Here is a 17637-nt window from a genome sequence, read left to right as displayed (position 1 = left end):
TTTTAGATTCAGGATATTTCTCTAACGAAAACTTAGAAACAGCAGATAAAAATGACATAAATGCACTAATAATGCCCAAAGGAATCTCAAAACAACTTAATGACATTTACAGAGTGAACAATGGACTTAAAAAAGCCCCATGTATTGAAGAATTGGAAAAAATAAGTAAAAAATATTTTGAAAAAGGAAATAACAAAATCACATGTTTAAATGGTGAAATATTACCATTAGAGAACATTAAAGAGATAAACAGTAAATATAATCGTCAACATAACTCTAATCCAAAATACATGGAAAGATCATATAATTACTATTGCTTGTCCCATTCATCATGCCCATTTAAGGAAAAATGTTCGTGTGGTGATGGTGTAACTCCTATAAACTACAGAATCACCACACTTAAACATGAAATGATTAATAAAATGACTCAAAAACGCTATTTAACTATTTATGCTGAAAGGTTCCAAACTGAAGGCATAAATGGTTATCTTAAGCGCAGTAATGGTGTTTTAATGCTTTTAGGCTCCAATAAAGTAGCTGCAACTAATGAAATAAACATCAGAAATGCAATATACAATACAATACGAACAAGAAATCTAAAAGACACAATATACTAGAAAAAACATAAATAAACATAGTATAAAACCATACATGTCTAAATAAGTATCTCTTAGTCAGTATGCCATTTATCAAAACATAATTCATACAAAAGCACTAATTTATTAATACAAATTTCATAATAAATGCACAAAAACTTAATAAAAAAAAGATTATTAAAGTCATTAATGCATAAAATCATATTTCAACACAAAGATTAATAAACTTTACTAGAAAACAAACAACAAACATAACCCACTTAAAACCCAATAAACTAAATAATAATCCTTATTTTAACTTAATATTACTTCATCATCACAATATAAACCAATAAATATCAATTAACTAATCAATGAATTATGGAAGATCTCCTATATAAGTTATAATTAGTAATATTTATTAATTATTTTAGGATTATCTAAATATTTTCATTAGTATTTATAAAGTGGTTATGTTATGGAAAATGCACCTTCATTAATAATTAAATCAAATAGAACAACATTATTTGTCGCTGCTAAAAATGGGGATAATTATGCTGAACATGATATTCAGGTAAAGTTTGTATTAGGGTACTACTGGAATAAAGGTCTTCCAGTTGTTGAAAAATTTATAGAACTTATAGAATCAGTTATAAAAAGAGCAGTTAGTCAAGTTTTCTCACATGATGTTTTAGCGATTGAATATGATATTTCAACTAATGATTCATTGGAAGACTCATCATCAGTTAATATTTATTTAAAAAGCCTTAAAGCAGATAATATAGAGTTTAAGATCGTTGGAGAGGTTATTGCACTTGGTGGAATCGACAATAGAAATACTATTAGTAAAATAACTAGTTTTAGGCGAAAGATTAATGAATCCATTAAAAAGGAAATTTAATAAACAATTTTAGCAAACTTAACAAACAACTTAATAATAACTTAAAATTATTAATTTACTTATTAATTTAGCATTTAGTTCATATATCTCTTCTAATAAGAGGTAATACTTTTATTAGTGTTTCTTGAGCATCTTTTTTATCTTCAATTTTCCTGGCAACTATTTTACCATTTTTAAACAAGGTTATGTTCTTTTCATCAATTTCTAACATAGCTACTCCCATTTTATCTGAACATTTCACGGTTCCAACTTTTTCTAGCTCTTTACATGTTGAAGATATATCTATGGTATATGGAAGTTCATTTTCAAACATTATTTTATTTGCTTCATCTTTACAAGGCTTATAAATGACAATGTCCTGTTGCTTTGAAAATTTGGATTCTATGTTTAAATATACATTTTTAAATCCAATAGATTTAAGTTCACTTACAATTAGATTTAAGGTGTTTTTATTAAGTAATGATTCAATATTATCTATTTCAATATGTGCATTGTCATTATAATCTCTAATTCTTACAATATCTGATTTTGTAATACTTTTTAAGAGATTTTCCCCGTACTTTATCCTATTTAATTTTTTTGAAGTTAATGTTGTATTGTTTTTTATCCTGGTAGCTAAACATGATGTTGATTTTAAATAATTGATATTATTATTGTGTAAATATTCAATAACTTCATTTTTTTCTATTCCTGCAATAACAAGAGGACTTAAAATGTTATTTTCATAATTTACCATTATTCCTGGACGATCTTCAAGTAAATCACTAATATTGGTACCATCAATTATGGCATCATATCCTTTTTCAATAGCTATTTCTTTAATTTTAGAATACATTAAATTTCTACAAATAAAACATCTCTTAGAAGAATTTTCTTTGAATTTTTTGTTTTCTAAGTAGTTTTGGGAAATAGTTATTTGTTCAATGCCGATTTCTTTAGCTATTTTTGAGCTGTCCTTTAAAAAATTAGATGGCATTAATCCATTGTCTATTGTAATAGCTACTGTGTCTTTTGAGACTTTTTTAGATAAATAAGCTATTAATGTACTATCTGCACCTCCAGAAAAAGCCACAATGATTTTTTTGTTTTTAATTACACTTTTTACTTTTTCTATTTTTTCATCAAGACTCATTCTTAACACTTAACTGTTGTTTTTATTCATTTAATGTTTTATATTTCTTTATAGTTCTTTAATGTATTTTAATAAATCTATTGCATCTTGTTGTTTAATATCAATAGCTATTTTTAAAAATTCTTTAAATTTGTCTTTTGTTTCATCAGATATCTTAGATTTAGATAGTATTTTAGGGTATGTTCTTAGAGGATAGTAAATACTTTTGCTTGCTTTTAATATTTCTTTTTTATCCTCTGAATTTATAATATTTTGTTTTTCTGCTGTATTTAAGTTGTATTCTACATTAATTAATGCTTCACTAACTGGTGTGTAATCATCTGAAGTAAATGTAAGTGAAACATCATCATCTGATTCTATTTCTCCTTCTGCATACTGTTTATACACATAACCGATCCCTTTCATCCCTAAACTGTCTAATTCTGATGCTCTAAGGGCTCCCATACTACTGCCTCCAACAACAGTTATTCCTTTTTCAATGGCTTTTAGTATTTCTTTGTGTGAAACTGCTGGGCTTTGGTGAAAAACACCATCAATGATTCCAATTATATCTGGTGATTCATCAATGGATTTTAATACATCATTTCTTTTAACTGGGGGTCGGTAATCAGCTTTTAATATTTCTTCTGCTTTGTTTAGTGGAAGTGAAGGTCCTAAATATATTATTATTTTTTTCATATGATTCACATAGATTAGTAGATAATATATGTATTATTTAGGAGTTGCTTTATAATTTAAAGCTCTCATTCCGATTCTTTCAGGGTCAACAGAATAAATTTCTGCTTTTGGAATAACTACTCTTACAACTGGAACTTCAATTTCTTTTCTAGTTAAATCAACAAATAATACTTTATTTAAACCTGCATTTTCTAATTTTTTAATAGCTGTTTCAATATCTTTTTTTAATGAATTTGATGAATAATTTTGAATGTTTTCAATAGCTATTTTATTTTCATAATCTTTAAAATAATGTTTATTCATCCGTTTCATTCGTTCATACCCTGCTTTTCGCATGAAATCTGCTCTTACAGTGTCTTCACGAGTTCCATGAATTTGAGTAACTCTACTTTGAGCAACTTCAGTCAATGCTCTTAAAATAGCTATTTCTGGATTTAAATGGGTTCCAACACCTAATGTTAAAAGTGCAGGGTCTTTTGAAATAGTATCATCAGCTACAGCAATAATAGTTGGAATATCAGTGTCTACTGTTATGTTGATAAGTTTAATAGCTATTTTTTCATTTTCAAATTTAGAGATTATATTTTGAATAATTTCATTTTCAATTGTTTCTTTTAAAATTTCAGTTCCTATATTTTTATTTAGCTCAAATATGCTCCATGCATCTCTTTCAACAACTTCAAAGATCCCATGAAGAACTGACTCTTCTAAAACATTTCCTGATGCAAGACCATTTGTATTAGACTTGAATAATTGCTGATTTTGGTAAATTGGATCATATGGATGGAAAACAGTGTTATTTGGAATATAAAATGATTCACCACTAGTTATATCTTTTGATATGATCCATTCAAGTGGTTTATCTTCTTTAAAATTATTTTTTGGAATAATTAAGTCTTTAGGATTTATAGTATTGCTTAATTCATTTAAATTAGCTATTTTAATATTATATTTCTCTTTATCCTCTTCTTGTTGTTCACTACTATATCTTTCAAATCCTTCCATTAAAGCTGAAGCTTTTGCTTGTTCAGTTGTTGCTCCTTTTCCAGCATATACACTAACTCCTCCTTCTTTAGCAGTAGGTCTAATAGCTGTGTAAACTGGGACTCCAACTCTATCTAAATGTGTTATTTCACCTATTCTTGTGATTCCAGCTATTTTTCTTTTACCTTCAAAGTTTTTTAAAGTATCTTTTGGACTTATAGCTCGATGAGTACAGTCGAAATATTTTATAGGAATATCTGAAAACATTTAATCTCACATTTAATTATATAAATTAAAGACCTATAAAAGAAATATAAGTCATTATTCCAGCTATTGCTATAGTTATTAACCATATAACAGGGTTCCATCTTATTATTTTAGCTCCATCTAATACACTAAATGGTACTAAGTTGAATAATGCTAAAAATGCATTTATTCCAAATCCTAGATTACAAATGGTATAAGCTAACTGGATTGTTTCAAATGTAGTTCCTGAAATAGCCATACCTGCTAAGGTACTAGATCCTACAAAGAATAATAATGCTAAAATTATATTTGTTACAGGTCCTGATAGTGAAATAATACCATTTTCCTTATCACTCATATATTCTCCGTTTATATAAACTGCTCCAGGAGCTGCAAATATAAATCCAAACATTGGACTTATGAGAGCTATGACTAAACCAGGAAACCACATTCTGAACTCTGCCCAGTAGCCATAATGAATAGCTGTGAATTTATGAGCTAATTCGTGAAGTATAAACCCTAAACCTACTCCCACCATCACCATAGGGAGTATTGTAGGGAGGAATTCAGCATTAATTTCTCCACTATTTCTTGCATAAAGTATGGAAAATGCTACTGAAATAACAATAAATGAAATAATAAGATCTCTTATTTCTCGAGAAGTAACTTTAAACATGTTTATAAATTATGTCCTTGAGGTTTATATATTTTTTTAATTTTTATGGATATTAATTTTTTTAGTTAATTGTTGTTTTAATGGTTAGTATTATTTTTTAGCTAATTTGTATTATTTTTATTTTAGATTTTTGAATTATTCATAAGTTAAAACGATAAATATTAATATTAACAGTTTCTTAAATACTTTTTACACTAATTAAATTACATTACTACCTCAATATAATTATATTAATCGATTAACTATTTTTTATTAATATAATTTAATATTAAATACATAATAGGTTAGCTAATAATTTAAATACTCATATATTATTAAATTTTAGTTAGTTTTAATTATTACTTTTAGTTTAATAACAATGGAGATTATTTTTTCATGATTGCTGAAATATTATCAAAAGAGCTTAATATTCAAACTTGGCAAAGTAATGCCACTATTGATTTAATTGATCAAGGAAATACTATTCCTTTTATAGCTAGATATCGTAAAGAAGTTACAGGTTCATTGGATGATGAAATACTTAGAAAATTTAATGATAGGTTACATTATTTGCGGAATTTAGAAGAAAAGAAAAAACAAGTCATTGAAAGTATATATGAGCAAGGGAAATTAACTGATGAGTTAAAGGATAAAATTCTAAATGCAGATACCTTGGTTCTTGTGGATGATATTTACCGCCCATTTAAACCTAAAAAGAGAACAAGGGCAACAATAGCTAAGGAAAAAGGTTTGGAACCTCTTGCAGATATAATACTTCTTCAAAACACAAAAATTCCTGTGGAGGAGATTGCTCATGACTTTTTATCTGATGATGTTGAAACTGTTGAGGATGCGATTTCTGGTGCTCAAGATATTATAGCTGAAATAATAGCTGATAATGCTGATTTTAGAAGACTTATCCGTAAAATAACTTTTGATGAAGGGGAACTTCTGGTAAGTGCTCGTGATAAAGAATTATCCTCAGAATATGAAATGTACTATGAATATTCTGAATCTGTATCAAAAATACCTAATCATAGAGTTTTAGCTATTAATAGAGGAAGTAGTGATAAAGAAAAGATTTTGAAACTAAAAATTTCCGCTCCAATTGAGGAAATAATTGAATATTTAAATCGAAAAATGTTAATTGATCATAGTGATGATTTTAAATGTGAATATAATTTATTCACAAAAGATATTATTGAAACATCTGTGTTAGATGCTTATAAAAGATTAATAGCTCCAGCTATTGAAAGAGAGATTAAGAAATATTTAACAGAAAAAGCAGAAGATAGCTCAATTAAGGTTTTTTCTAAAAATCTAGAACAATTATTAATGCAAGCTCCAATAGTTGGTAAAACAGTATTAGGATGGGATCCAGCATTTAGAACTGGATGTAAACTTTCAGTAGTTAATGAAGTAGGTAAAGTTTTAGATACTAAGGTGGTTTTTCCAACTGAACCTCAAAATAAAGTTCAAGAAACTAAGAAAATTGTTAAAGAACTTATTTATAAATATAATATTGATATAATAGCTATTGGTAATGGTACTGCTTCAAGAGAGTCTGAACAGATTGTTGCAGATATTATAGCGGGCTCTGATGTTAAATATGCTATTGTTAATGAAGCAGGCGCTTCTGTTTATTCTGCAAGTAAAATTGCAACAGAGGAATTTCCAGATTTTGATACTGGTCAAAGAAGTGCAACATCAATAGCTAGGCGTTTACAAGATCCTTTAGCAGAATTAGTTAAAATCGATCCGAAATCAATCGGTGTTGGTCAATATCAACATGATATGAATAATACAAAGCTTAATGACTCTTTAAAAACTGTAGTTGAAAAATCAGTAAACAATGTAGGGGTTGATTTAAATACTGCTTCTGTTCCACTTCTTAGCTATGTTGCAGGGATTTCCAAGGGAGTAGCTAAAAATATAGTCTTATATAGAGATGATAATAATGGATTTATCAACAGAAAAGAACTTCTTAAAGTATCTAAGCTTGGTCCAAAAACATTTGAACAATGTGCAGGATTCATGAAAGTTATTGGGTCAGATAATCCACTAGACATGACAACAGTTCATCCAGAATCATATGATGCAACATTGGCTCTTCTTAAAAAATTAGAATATAATTTAGAGGATATTGGTAAAATTAATCTTAAATTTGATGATTTTAAAGGTGATTTGGACTTAGAAGAACTTTCTAAAACATTAAATATTGGAGTAATAACATTAAGAGATATTATAACTGAACTTAAAAAACCAGGTAGGGATCCAAGGGATGAGATGCCTCAACCAGTACTTAGAACCGATACTTTAGAAATTGAAGACCTTGAGGAAGGTATGGTTCTTGAAGGAGTAGTTAGAAATGTTATAGATTTCGGAGCATTTGTAGATATTGGTGTTCACCAAGATGGATTGGTTCACATATCTCAACTTGTAGAAAATAAGTTTGTAAGGCATCCTTTGGATGTTGTAAGTGTTGGTGATATTGTAGAAGTTAAAATACTTGAAGTTGATATTCAAAGAAGGAGAATACAGCTTTCTATGATAATTTAATCTTTTTCAAGATATTATTAATTTAACTATCATATATACAGTATTAATTAAAGGTGATGAGGTTCACCTATTTAACTGCCAACTTTTTAAAAGTGGCTGATGACCTATATAAATACAAAACTAATCATTTTCTGATTATTTTTTACTTGTTTTAATCTATTTATTATTCAATACAAAATTTTAATAAATAGCCTAAACATATTTATTTTATAACTCATTAGTGGCATGACAATTCAATATTATGGTTTTAAACATTTCGTTATCTTTTTAATTAAGCTTTAATTTTCTTTATTTTAGCTGTGTGGTATGAAATTAATAATATATAAACATTTAAAATTAAATAGTCATGACATTAGTTTATAAAATTAGTTTTAATTAATTTAGTATTGTAATTATTTAATTTGGTTATAATTAATTTAATATTATATGAATTAACATTTTTTTATTTATTATTTTTAGTCTGTATGTAATATTTTAATTTTTATTCATTGATGAACAGGTAATCATTATGTTGTATTTAGTAGGATTAGGATTGTTTGATGAAAAAGATATTTCAATTAAGGGTTTAGAAACTTTAAAAAAAGCTGATTTGATTTATGCAGAGTTTTTTACATCTAATTTATTTGGATCAAGTTTAAAGACCATTGAAAGGTTAATCGGAAAAGAAATCATTGTTTTAAATAGAGAAGAAGTTGAAGAGGAAAATATCTTTTTTAAAGAGGCTAAACATAAAAATGTTGCCTTAATCACTGGAGGTGATCCTTTAATAGCTACAACTCATAGTGATTTTTTAGTTGAAGCTAAAAATAAGGGAATAAATACTAGCATTATTCATGGTTCATCTATTTTATCTTCTGCTCCAGGAATTTCAGGGCTTCAGGCTTATAAATTTGGGAAAGTAACAACGATTCCTTTTCCAGATGAAAATTTCTTTCCACACTCTCCATATTTAGCTATTGAAGAAAATCTTAAAAATAATGCACATACATTAGTTCTTTTGGATATTCAAGCACATAAAAATAGGTATATGAGTGTTAATCAAGGGCTTGAGTATTTAATTAAGGTTAAAGAAGAACTTATTGGTACTGGTCAAGATGTTTCTATTGATGAAAATACATTGGCTATTGGAATAGCCAGAGTTGGATCAAGTGATGTTATTGTAAAGGCAGATAAAATAGATAATTTGCTTAATTTTGATTTTGGAAGTCCTCTACATTGCATAGTAATTCCATCTAAACTTCATATTGTTGAAGCAGAGTATTTAATAGCTATTGCTGGAGCAGACAATGGGATTTTACAAGAATACTATTAAATAGAATTATTAATACTTGATTTAATATTAATACATTCTTTTATTAACCTTAAACATTTTAATATTTAACTGTAATGTGTATAAATTAAAATAAGTATTATATATAATTATTTATAAAATAAAAATATTCATAAAATATTTAAAATTAAGAATATCTCTTAAAACATAACTATTACTTATTTTTCTTTATTTGGTGTTAGTATGGGAAAAAATAATGATTTATATGACTTTGATACAAGTTGTCCAGAATGTGGAAGTAAAACTATGAAAAAAACAATAGGACTTTGTAATTTTACTGTTTGCACTAACTTCTTTAGTTGTAGCTATTCAAATATTGATGAAATGAAATCAATGATTGAAAATCCAAGTGAAGAACGTGTTAATATGGAAAAAGAATGGTATAATCAAAGATTAAACATATTTAAGGCAAGAGAAAAAAGAAGATTAAAAGAGGATTTTATTGCAAAAGAAATGGAAAAATTAAAAGTTAAAGAAATGGATGATAAAGAATTGGATGATAAAGAAAATGATGATAAAGAATTGGATGATTAAGAAATAGATAATGATTATAAAATTTGTTTGATTTTAAGAATAAATATATAGTTTATTCTTCAAATCTATAACCTGTTTCTTCGTGGATATGAGTATCTAGACCTTCTACTTCTACTTTATCAGTTACTCTCAGCCCTATGGTTATATCAATGACTTTAGCTATTATCCAAGTCACGACAAACGCAAAAATTATTGTTGCTACTGTTGCAATTAGTTGTATTAGCAGTTGTGAAGGGTTACCATAAAGAAGTCCTGCTGTTCCTCCAACTGCTGAAACTGCAAATATCCCTGTAGCTATTGTTCCCCAAATACCTGAAATTCCGTGGAGTCCAAATACATCTAATGCATCATCATAACCAAATTTTGGTTTAATATATGTAACTGCTATATATGACACTATTGAAGCAACTATACCAATAGCTATCGCTCCACTTGGATCTACAAATCCTGCTGCAGGAGTTATTGCGACAAGGGCAGCTATCGCTCCAGACATTGCACCCAGAACCGTTGGTTTTCCATCTATTATGGTGTCTAGAATTATCCATACTACAAGACCAGCTGCTGCTGCAGTGTTACTTACAAGAAGTGCTGAACCTGCAAGACCATTAGCTGCAAGTGCAGATCCTCCATTGAACCCCATCCATCCAAACCATAAGAATCCTGCTCCAAGAACAGAATATCCTAAGTTATGTGGGAGAAGTCGTTGATCTTTTCGATTTCCAATGATAAATACTATTGCCAGTGCAGACATACCCGAACAAATTTCAACCACGGTTCCTCCTGCGAAATCAAGAATTCCTAATTGCATTAACCATCCTCCACCCCATGTCCAGTGCACAATTGGCACATAAACAAGTGTAAGCCATGCTACAATAAACACAATCCAGGATGAAAATTTAATTCTTCCAATCACTGCTCCAGATATAAGGGCTGCTGTTAATCCTGCAAATGTTAATTGGAATGCTATAAATACATATGTTGGAATTGTACCAGTTAGTGCATTTATATCAATTCCACTTAACATTAAATGATTTGGAAATCCAATTATTCCATTAATCGTTGGACCAAATGCAAGTTGATATCCATAACAAATCCAGATAAGACTAGCTATTGAAAATGCTATTAATGTTAAAAACATTGTATTTAATACATTTTTTCTTTTGGATAACCCTCCATAAAAAAATGCAATACCTGGAATACTCATTAAAAGAACCATTATTGTTGAAACAAGTACCCATCCTGTGTCTCCTGCACTTAATAAATCTACCATAAAAAATCTTCCTTAAATTTATAGATAATATATAGATTTCTACATATCAATTAATTTGATATATAATTAATTATTAGATGATAAATTAATTATTAAATTCATTATTAGCAGTTAAATGTTTAACTACATTTTATTAGTTAACTAATCTATAGTTTGCTAATTAATTTATAATTTAAAAATTTAATTAATCGGAAGCTGGAAACCTTATGCCAGCAAATTAAGATTTAGTATTATGGTATATAAATTTTATCTTTTAAATTTCAGCAAAAAACATGTAAAAATTGTAAAAATAGTAAAATATAAGTTAAAGTCTAAGAAAGCAATGATATATTATTTTTTAACATTTCTGATACTTTAATATTAATTTTAGGGTTGTTATTATATTGGGTTTTTAAGTAAAAGTGAGAGAAATATTAATATAATATAAAAATTGCTGACTTAGGGGAACATATATGGTTTCATGAAATAATAATTGCCCATTTTTCATGAAGTTTTTTTTATAATATGTTAATAACTGATTGTATTCTCAATGCTATTTAATTAATTGATAATTAATTGAGTCATCTATCAACTATTAAAGATATGAATACTATTTCATATCGTAATTAATGTATTAATAAAGTTATTAATATACTTTTTGGTTTGAATATTATAAAAACAGAAAATATATATTTCAAAAATACGAATAAATAAGAATAAATGAGTTTATTTATATAATTCTTTTTATTAACGTATATATTATTTTATTACTTATTAACTATTTAATGTAAAAAGGTTATTTATTATTTCTTTAATGTTATTGTTGAAATCTCCTTTCCATTTAATACATATTTTATCGTTTTTTACTTTGAAAAATCCTGTCGAATATCCATCATTTCCTTTAAATATTTTTATTTCCTTTTTATTTATCTCTATAATTTGAATTGAATTAGTATCATTATTCATATGCTCTTTAAGTTCCTTGTTCCAGTTACTTGAGTTTTCTTTTGATTGGAATATGTAAATAAAGAAATCTCCATTTTGTGACTGATAACAATTTCCTGTGAATTTACCATTGACTGTGTTTCCACTTATTAATGTTCCCATAGCATATTTTGGAGGTAGTTTAAACTTAACTCCTACTAATTCTTTTGTTTCCCAGCTTGCACTGTCTACTGTTGCATTATCATCAATTGTTCCAGTTAAAACTAAAATAACTCCAATTACAATTATAACTACAACTGATATAATGCATAAATAAAATTTTTTGTTCATTTTATCGCTTTAATAAGATTTTAATTAGTTTAATTCTTTAAAATTCTGATTAGTTAATATAATTCTGTATATTTTTGAAGATAATCTTGATATTTTTTATCTAATAATTTCAATGTAGAAACATTTTGAGGACTTGTAAGTGATCTTTCTTCTACTAAATTTCGAAGTGTTCCATTTTTCATATGTTCTCTCACTTCTCTTAAAACGAAATCTAGTGTGTTTTCATTAGAAATTTTTAATTCTTTATAGCTTAAATCATATATTTTATATTCATTCAAATCATAATTCTTCGTGGCTGTCATTAAAACATTTAAATGAGCATAATATTCAGCAGATTTGTTTAAAAATCCATCAATTCCCATATAGCATAGTAATGGTATAAATGATGGTTCGGCAAATGGAAATATTAAATAGTTATTAGGACTAATGTTTTGACGTAAATTAATTACAATATCTACCAAATCTTTAGGATGAAGAAGTAAATCATCTCCATTAGCTATTAAAAAACCATTGTATCCTATTTTCTCTAGTTCCTTTGCAGATTCTACTCTTAAATCTAGATACTTCCCTCCTTGTATGACTCCAATTTCTCTAACATCATCTTTAGCCTTTTTTATTGTACTTCTAACACTCCAAGTAGCTATTTCTTTTTGAATATCGTAAGGCGCAGGTTCGTCTTTAGCTATTTCAGAGGATGTAATTAAAGCTATGTTAGGTGTTTCTATATCTTCAAGCTTTCCAAGCCTTCCAGGACCATTATGAATTTTTATTTCAAATTTTTTCATTTAAATTCCTTTTTTATCATATTAATTTAATATAAGTTTTATAATTCTTTCTATTAAGTTTTATAGATAAATATTTTATGGATTAATTAATAGTTTATGCAGATACACTTTTTCTAATAACTTTTGTGGTGTCTAAAAGGTTACACAAACTTAAATTTTAGTAATATTTATATACTATCTTTTCAAATTTAATAATAAGAAACTAATTATGTACTATTGTTTTTATGTATTATTTAGTTTGTTTATTAGTTTCTTAAGGTGTGTTTTTAATGTCTTGGTTTAAGCGTCTAAAAGCTCTATTTAATGGAGTTAAAAATGATGTAAATTCTGATGAAGGTATGGTAGATAATATTACAAAGCAGAATGATGTGCTATCTAAAAAACCAACATCAAGTATTAATATTACAGAAGAAAAAAAGAAATCTTCTGTAACTAATGTTTCTAAGACACCTGAACTTGAAAAGGAACCTATAGAATCAATTATCCAATCCAAAGTATCTACTAAAGATACTGAAAAATTGGGTGATAACTCAACTAATGCTGAGAAAAAAGTTGAAGTTATTGAAGAAAAAGTAATTAATGATTCTAACACTAATGAAAGCTCTGAGGAAGATGTTGAAGAAAATAAAAAGGTTTCAGAAGAAAAATCAGAAAAAGGAGATAATATGACTTTATTAAAAGATGATGAAGTAATAAACTTAGGAAAAATCGATAAAGAATTTACTCAATTATTTGTTGATGCAGGTATTGAAAGTCTTGAAAATTGCTTCCAATGTGGTACTTGTAGTGGAGGGTGTCCTTCAGGAAGAAGAACTCCTTACAAAGTAAGACAAATTGTAAGAAAATGTTTAATGGGATTAAAAGATGATGTGATTTCTGATCCTTCTTTATGGATGTGTACTACTTGCTACACTTGCCAAGAAAGATGCCCAAGAGAAATCAAAATTGTTGAAATCATTAAAAAGGCACGTAATATAGCTGCAGAAAATGGATTCATGGCACCTGCTCACAAAGCTACTGGTGCTAATGTTATTAAAACTGGACATGGTGTTCCAATTAATGATGCAACTAAAGCCTTAAGAAAAAGAGTTGGTCTTTCTGAACTTCCACCAACTACTCATGCTGACGAATCAGCTTTAAAAGATATTCAAGCTATTTGTAAAGCTACTGGTTTTGACACATTAATTGATTATGAGGAATAAATCTAATAATTTTATAATGATTATGGAGATATTAACATGGAAATTGCATATTTCTTAGGTTGTATAATGAACAACCGTTATCCTGGTATTGAAAAAGCAACAAGAATTTTATTTGATAAATTAGGTATTAAATTAAATGATATGGAAGGAGCATCTTGTTGTCCTGCTCCTGGTGTATTTGGTTCATTTGATAAAAAAACTTGGGCTTCTATTGCTGCTCGTAACCTAACTATTGCTGAAGGAATGGGTTCCGACTTAATGACTGAATGTAATGGTTGTTTTGGTTCTTTATTTGAGGCAAATCTTGAACTCCAACATGATGCAGCATTTAAAGATGAAATCAATGAAGTTTTAGCTGAAGTTGGAAAAGAATACAAAGGTTCTATAAATGTTAGACACTTTGCTGAAGTATTATACAACACAGTAGGGCTTGATAAATTAGCTGAACTTGTAGAAAATCCCTTAAATCTTGAAGTTGCAGTTCATTATGGTTGCCATTTCCTTAGACCAAGTGATGAAATCGGTATTGATAATGCTGAAAAACCAACTATATTGGATGACTTAGTAGAAGCAACTGGTGCAAGATCTGTACCTTACAAAGATAAAATGATGTGCTGCGGTGCAGGTGGAGGACTTAGAGCAAGAGATATTGATGTAACTTTAAGCATCACCAAAGAAAAGCTTGATAACATGACAGATGCTGGTGTAGATGCAATTGTAGAAGTTTGTCCTTTCTGCCACATGCAATTTGATGTAGGTCAAACTGAAGTTAATAAAAAATACGGAACTAATTATAACGTCCCTGTTTTCCATTTAGCTCAATTATACGGTTTAGCTATGGGATTAGGTGCTAATGAGTTAACTTTAGACTCTCATTTAATTGATTCTGCTCCCGCTCTAGCTAAAATAGTAGAAGAAGCAGATAAATTAGCTGGAGAATAATTTTTTCTCCTTTTTAATTTTTTCCTATTTGTTATTTACTTAAATCTGTTTTGCTAAGATATTTTAAGTAATTTGTTTTTGGTAATTAATTAATAGCTATTTAGTTTTTTGATAATATTTTAAGTTCATGATATTATTTAATGATCAATTTATTTGTTCATTAAACATGATATTATATAATAAAAACTTTTACTATCTTAAATAAACATTATTAATTAATAATTACAATAACTAAACATTATTAATTAATAAATTACAATAACTGAATATAGTTTAATTTGGCTCAATACCATATCACTTTTATATGAGTAAAACATAACTAATAATGTGTAAACCACAATAAAATATATAAATAGTTAATATCTTACTAATCTATGTATTACAATAATATTTCATTGTTTAGGTTGATTACTATTAATTTAGAAATTATCCTCATGTATTTAAACATAATATGCAATGTTTTGCATGTATTATATGGATTAATAATAAAAAATTCAAGGAGTATAATATGTTTGTAGCAACTTTAGGGGGCATATTCAGATTCAGAGATCTTCCTGCTGAATATGGTCCATATGTACAATTCAAAGCAACTATTGAAAAAAGAGAAATTAAAGACGACGATGAGATAGCTATTTTAGATATCGCTGGAACCGATAGTCATCATGTTCTTTTCTTAGATTCTTACGAGGATATTGGTCAAATTAGAAATGAATTGAAGGAAGCTGATGCAAAAGTCAATCACACCACTTTAAAAATTCTGGAAGGACACCTATGAGTTTACCTGTTGAGCAAACATGGTTGATATTAGTTAACTTGCTCACAGATCTCAAAAAAAGAAATGTTAATGTTCCAGTATCTATAAATAAAAATATTAGTCTTCTTAAAACTTCTATTAATTTTTATAAAAGAGATACCGCTCATCCAGATATGTTAAAAGAGTTTGATAGGGTTAATATTGTCATATCAGAAGTCCAAAGTAAATTGTTAGATTATGCATCTGAATTAGGAGATGAATACTGTGAGTTATGGATTGATAAGCTTAGACGGGCTAATTTGGGTCAAATAGTTTATCCTACCTCAGATTCGTCATCTAAATTTAAATCAAATGCACCTCCAGGGTTTTCAACTGCTAAAATTCACTTAAAAAAACCTATTTCTGAGGATCGTGTTCAAGAAATTGCAGAATATCATAATTTAATATTAGAATTCGAGGATGATGTTACAATAGCTCTTTATGGTGATTCTGATAATGTAAAAAAGGGATTACAGGAACTATCATCTTTTTTCAAAGAATAATCTTCCATACTCTTTTTACTATTTATGAAACAAATTTTTAAAAACGAGAAATCAGAGATTTCTCTAAACAGTATTAAATGTTTTTATAATTATTAAGATTGTTCTTAATTTCTATTTATTTTCGCTAATAAACTTAAATATTAATTTTCATTTTATTATTTCTATTTTTGCATCCTTTATTTTGAATAGTTATTGTATTAACTAATATTATTTGATACTTAAACTATTTATTTCTATTTATTTCTATTTTTCAGCTGTTATTATGTAATTATCTATTAAATATTAATAGTAATAATAACATAACCTATATTAGAAATAACTATTATAGATATAACTACTAATTGAAAAGGGTGATTTTATGAAGATATTACAAGTAAGTGATGTACATAGTGAAGACAATTCTAAATTCAACAGGTATTTAGATGAAAATGATATTGATCTTCTTATTATTTCAGGAGATATTACTAATTTTGGACCTCCTGAATTTGCTATAAATTTTTTAAATAATATTTTCTTAAAAGAAATACCAATAATAGCTATTCCTGGAAATTGTGATAATCCTGAGTCTATTGAAGCTATTAAAAGATCTAATGCTATTTTTGCCCATAATAAAGTTATATTTTTTAAAGGTATTATTATTTATTCATTTGGTGGGTCTAATCCTACTCCTTTTAATACTCCTTTTGAATTTAGTGAAGAAGAATTATATGATAATCTTAAAAATTTATTTAATAAATCACCATTAATTCTTGATGAAAATGATAAGAGGAGTTTTATTGAGGATAATCTGAGGGTATTGCTTACTCATGCACCTCCTATCGATAGTGAAGCTGATAAAATAGAAAATGGGGCTCATGTTGGAAGTAGCAGTGTTAATAAAATTATTAAAGAATTTAATCCTAATTTAAATCTCTGTGGTCATATTCATGAAGCAGAATCAATAAGTAAAATTAATGATACTATTGTTGTAAATCCGGGAATGTTAAAAAATAACAAGGGGATATTGATAGACATAAATGGATTAGATATTAAAGTTAATATCATAGAATTTAATTAAAAACAGCTTTAAATAAATTAGATATTAAAACAAAAGAGGTCGTTTCCTTGGTTCAAAGATACCTTAAACAATAACAGTTAAATCATTATTTTAATTTATTTTTATTTTTAAGGAGATTATCCATAATTAAAATAAAGGTTTATGATTGTTGGATATGGTTTTAGATGTTTTTTAGTTTTTGTTTTAGTTTTTTAGTCTATTTTTTGTGTTTTAGTTTTAAACTTTTTTAATGTGTTT

Annotated in this window: 17 protein-coding genes and 1 riboswitch; of the genes, 10 read left to right on the top strand and 7 right to left on the bottom strand. The window is 27.3% G+C overall.

The window, feature by feature from the left end; translation table 11 throughout:
- Positions 1-617: transposase (locus MBFIL_RS06890; protein ID WP_157078714.1), on the top strand; the 617-nt coding region annotated here is incomplete at its 5' end.
- A gap of 436 nt (positions 618-1053) precedes the next feature.
- Complete coding sequence (locus MBFIL_RS06885) at positions 1054-1476, top strand: hypothetical protein (RefSeq protein WP_066972924.1); 423 nt, start codon at positions 1054-1056, stop codon at positions 1474-1476.
- A gap of 79 nt (positions 1477-1555) precedes the next feature.
- Here MBFIL_RS06885 and larE read toward each other — a convergent pair whose 3' ends face one another.
- The 4 genes from larE to MBFIL_RS06865 are packed head-to-tail and all read right to left on the bottom strand — an operon-like array spanning position 1556 to position 5192.
- The gene (larE, locus tag MBFIL_RS06880; RefSeq protein WP_066972923.1) at positions 1556-2608 is read right to left on the bottom strand and encodes an ATP-dependent sacrificial sulfur transferase LarE; all 1053 of its coding nucleotides are present in this window, start codon (positions 2606-2608) and stop codon (positions 1556-1558) included.
- 48 nt (positions 2609-2656) lie between these two features.
- Complete coding sequence (locus tag MBFIL_RS06875) at positions 2657-3286, bottom strand: TfuA-related McrA-glycine thioamidation protein (RefSeq protein WP_066972921.1); 630 nt, start codon at positions 3284-3286, stop codon at positions 2657-2659.
- Between the two features lie 33 nt (positions 3287-3319).
- Positions 3320-4537, bottom strand: coding sequence for a YcaO-related McrA-glycine thioamidation protein (locus tag MBFIL_RS06870; RefSeq protein ID WP_066972919.1), 1218 nt, complete (start codon positions 4535-4537; stop codon positions 3320-3322).
- Between the two features lie 25 nt (positions 4538-4562).
- A complete protein-coding gene (locus tag MBFIL_RS06865; protein ID WP_066972918.1) occupies positions 4563-5192 on the bottom strand; it encodes a site-2 protease family protein in 630 nt (209 codons plus the stop codon).
- 375 nt (positions 5193-5567) lie between these two features.
- Between MBFIL_RS06865 and MBFIL_RS06860 the strand changes: the two genes are divergently transcribed.
- The 3 genes from MBFIL_RS06860 (at position 5568) to MBFIL_RS06850 (ending at position 9594) form a co-directional block, all read left to right on the top strand.
- The gene (locus tag MBFIL_RS06860; protein WP_066972916.1) at positions 5568-7730 is read left to right on the top strand and encodes a Tex family protein; all 2163 of its coding nucleotides are present in this window, start codon (positions 5568-5570) and stop codon (positions 7728-7730) included.
- Between the two features lie 43 nt (positions 7731-7773).
- Positions 7774-7846, top strand: a riboswitch (Fluoride riboswitch).
- Positions 7847-8238: 392 nt separating this feature from the next.
- On the top strand, positions 8239-9042 hold the full coding sequence (gene dph5 / locus MBFIL_RS06855) for a diphthine synthase (RefSeq protein ID WP_066972914.1): 804 nt from the start codon (positions 8239-8241) through the stop codon (positions 9040-9042).
- A 201-nt stretch (positions 9043-9243) separates the two neighbouring features.
- The gene (locus MBFIL_RS06850; protein WP_066972912.1) at positions 9244-9594 is read left to right on the top strand and encodes a hypothetical protein; all 351 of its coding nucleotides are present in this window, start codon (positions 9244-9246) and stop codon (positions 9592-9594) included.
- A gap of 52 nt (positions 9595-9646) precedes the next feature.
- Here the strand turns inward: MBFIL_RS06850 and MBFIL_RS06845 are convergent, their stop codons facing one another.
- The 3 genes from MBFIL_RS06845 to MBFIL_RS06835 form a co-directional block, all read right to left on the bottom strand.
- Positions 9647-10864: an ammonium transporter gene (locus MBFIL_RS06845; RefSeq protein ID WP_066972910.1), complete on the bottom strand. Its 1218-nt coding sequence runs from the start codon at positions 10862-10864 to the stop codon at positions 9647-9649.
- A gap of 753 nt (positions 10865-11617) precedes the next feature.
- Complete coding sequence (locus tag MBFIL_RS06840) at positions 11618-12118, bottom strand: hypothetical protein (protein ID WP_066972908.1); 501 nt, start codon at positions 12116-12118, stop codon at positions 11618-11620.
- Positions 12119-12171: 53 nt separating this feature from the next.
- On the bottom strand, positions 12172-12903 hold the full coding sequence (locus MBFIL_RS06835; RefSeq protein ID WP_066972906.1) for an archaeosine tRNA-ribosyltransferase: 732 nt from the start codon (positions 12901-12903) through the stop codon (positions 12172-12174).
- A 269-nt stretch (positions 12904-13172) separates the two neighbouring features.
- Between MBFIL_RS06835 and hdrC the strand changes: the two genes are divergently transcribed.
- The 5 genes from hdrC to MBFIL_RS06810 all read left to right on the top strand — a co-directional run bounded on the left by hdrC (position 13173) and on the right by MBFIL_RS06810 (position 17400).
- Positions 13173-14105 (top strand): CoB--CoM heterodisulfide reductase subunit C, encoded by a 933-nt coding sequence (hdrC, locus tag MBFIL_RS06830; RefSeq protein ID WP_066972904.1) that lies wholly within the window; start codon positions 13173-13175, stop codon positions 14103-14105.
- A 36-nt stretch (positions 14106-14141) separates the two neighbouring features.
- Complete coding sequence (gene hdrB / locus MBFIL_RS06825; RefSeq protein ID WP_066972901.1) at positions 14142-15047, top strand: CoB--CoM heterodisulfide reductase subunit B; 906 nt, start codon at positions 14142-14144, stop codon at positions 15045-15047.
- Between the two features lie 508 nt (positions 15048-15555).
- Positions 15556-15822 carry a DUF749 domain-containing protein gene (locus MBFIL_RS06820; RefSeq protein ID WP_066972899.1) on the top strand — a complete coding sequence of 89 codons (267 nt, stop codon included), beginning with the start codon at positions 15556-15558 and terminating at the stop codon, positions 15820-15822.
- A complete protein-coding gene (locus MBFIL_RS06815) occupies positions 15819-16343 on the top strand; it encodes a DUF2096 domain-containing protein (protein ID WP_066972897.1) in 525 nt (174 codons plus the stop codon). The genes MBFIL_RS06820 and MBFIL_RS06815 overlap by 4 nt, the downstream gene beginning before the upstream one ends.
- Positions 16344-16701: 358 nt before the next feature.
- The gene (locus MBFIL_RS06810) at positions 16702-17400 is read left to right on the top strand and encodes a metallophosphoesterase family protein (RefSeq protein ID WP_066972896.1); all 699 of its coding nucleotides are present in this window, start codon (positions 16702-16704) and stop codon (positions 17398-17400) included.
- Positions 17401-17637: the final 237 nt, after the last annotated feature.

This window comes from Methanobrevibacter filiformis, from assembly GCF_001639265.1.
GTDB lineage: Archaea > Methanobacteriota > Methanobacteria > Methanobacteriales > Methanobacteriaceae > Methanacia > Methanacia filiformis.
Note: the sequence above shows the minus strand (reverse complement) of the source record. Positions and strands in the feature narration are given on the sequence as shown.

Coding starts and splice junctions, on each gene's coding strand:
- MBFIL_RS06885 (WP_066972924.1), top strand. CDS start 1,054: ATGGAAAATGCACCTTCATTAATAATTAAATCAAATAGAACAACATTA.
- larE (WP_066972923.1), bottom strand. CDS start 2,608: ATGAGTCTTGATGAAAAAATAGAAAAAGTAAAAAGTGTAATTAAAAAC.
- MBFIL_RS06875 (WP_066972921.1), bottom strand. CDS start 3,286: ATGAAAAAAATAATAATATATTTAGGACCTTCACTTCCACTAAACAAA.
- MBFIL_RS06870 (WP_066972919.1), bottom strand. CDS start 4,537: ATGTTTTCAGATATTCCTATAAAATATTTCGACTGTACTCATCGAGCT.
- MBFIL_RS06865 (WP_066972918.1), bottom strand. CDS start 5,192: ATGTTTAAAGTTACTTCTCGAGAAATAAGAGATCTTATTATTTCATTT.
- MBFIL_RS06860 (WP_066972916.1), top strand. CDS start 5,568: ATGATTGCTGAAATATTATCAAAAGAGCTTAATATTCAAACTTGGCAA.
- dph5 (WP_066972914.1), top strand. CDS start 8,239: ATGTTGTATTTAGTAGGATTAGGATTGTTTGATGAAAAAGATATTTCA.
- MBFIL_RS06850 (WP_066972912.1), top strand. CDS start 9,244: ATGGGAAAAAATAATGATTTATATGACTTTGATACAAGTTGTCCAGAA.
- MBFIL_RS06845 (WP_066972910.1), bottom strand. CDS start 10,864: ATGGTAGATTTATTAAGTGCAGGAGACACAGGATGGGTACTTGTTTCA.
- MBFIL_RS06840 (WP_066972908.1), bottom strand. CDS start 12,118: ATGAACAAAAAATTTTATTTATGCATTATATCAGTTGTAGTTATAATT.
- MBFIL_RS06835 (WP_066972906.1), bottom strand. CDS start 12,903: ATGAAAAAATTTGAAATAAAAATTCATAATGGTCCTGGAAGGCTTGGA.
- hdrC (WP_066972904.1), top strand. CDS start 13,173: ATGTCTTGGTTTAAGCGTCTAAAAGCTCTATTTAATGGAGTTAAAAAT.
- hdrB (WP_066972901.1), top strand. CDS start 14,142: ATGGAAATTGCATATTTCTTAGGTTGTATAATGAACAACCGTTATCCT.
- MBFIL_RS06820 (WP_066972899.1), top strand. CDS start 15,556: ATGTTTGTAGCAACTTTAGGGGGCATATTCAGATTCAGAGATCTTCCT.
- MBFIL_RS06815 (WP_066972897.1), top strand. CDS start 15,819: ATGAGTTTACCTGTTGAGCAAACATGGTTGATATTAGTTAACTTGCTC.
- MBFIL_RS06810 (WP_066972896.1), top strand. CDS start 16,702: ATGAAGATATTACAAGTAAGTGATGTACATAGTGAAGACAATTCTAAA.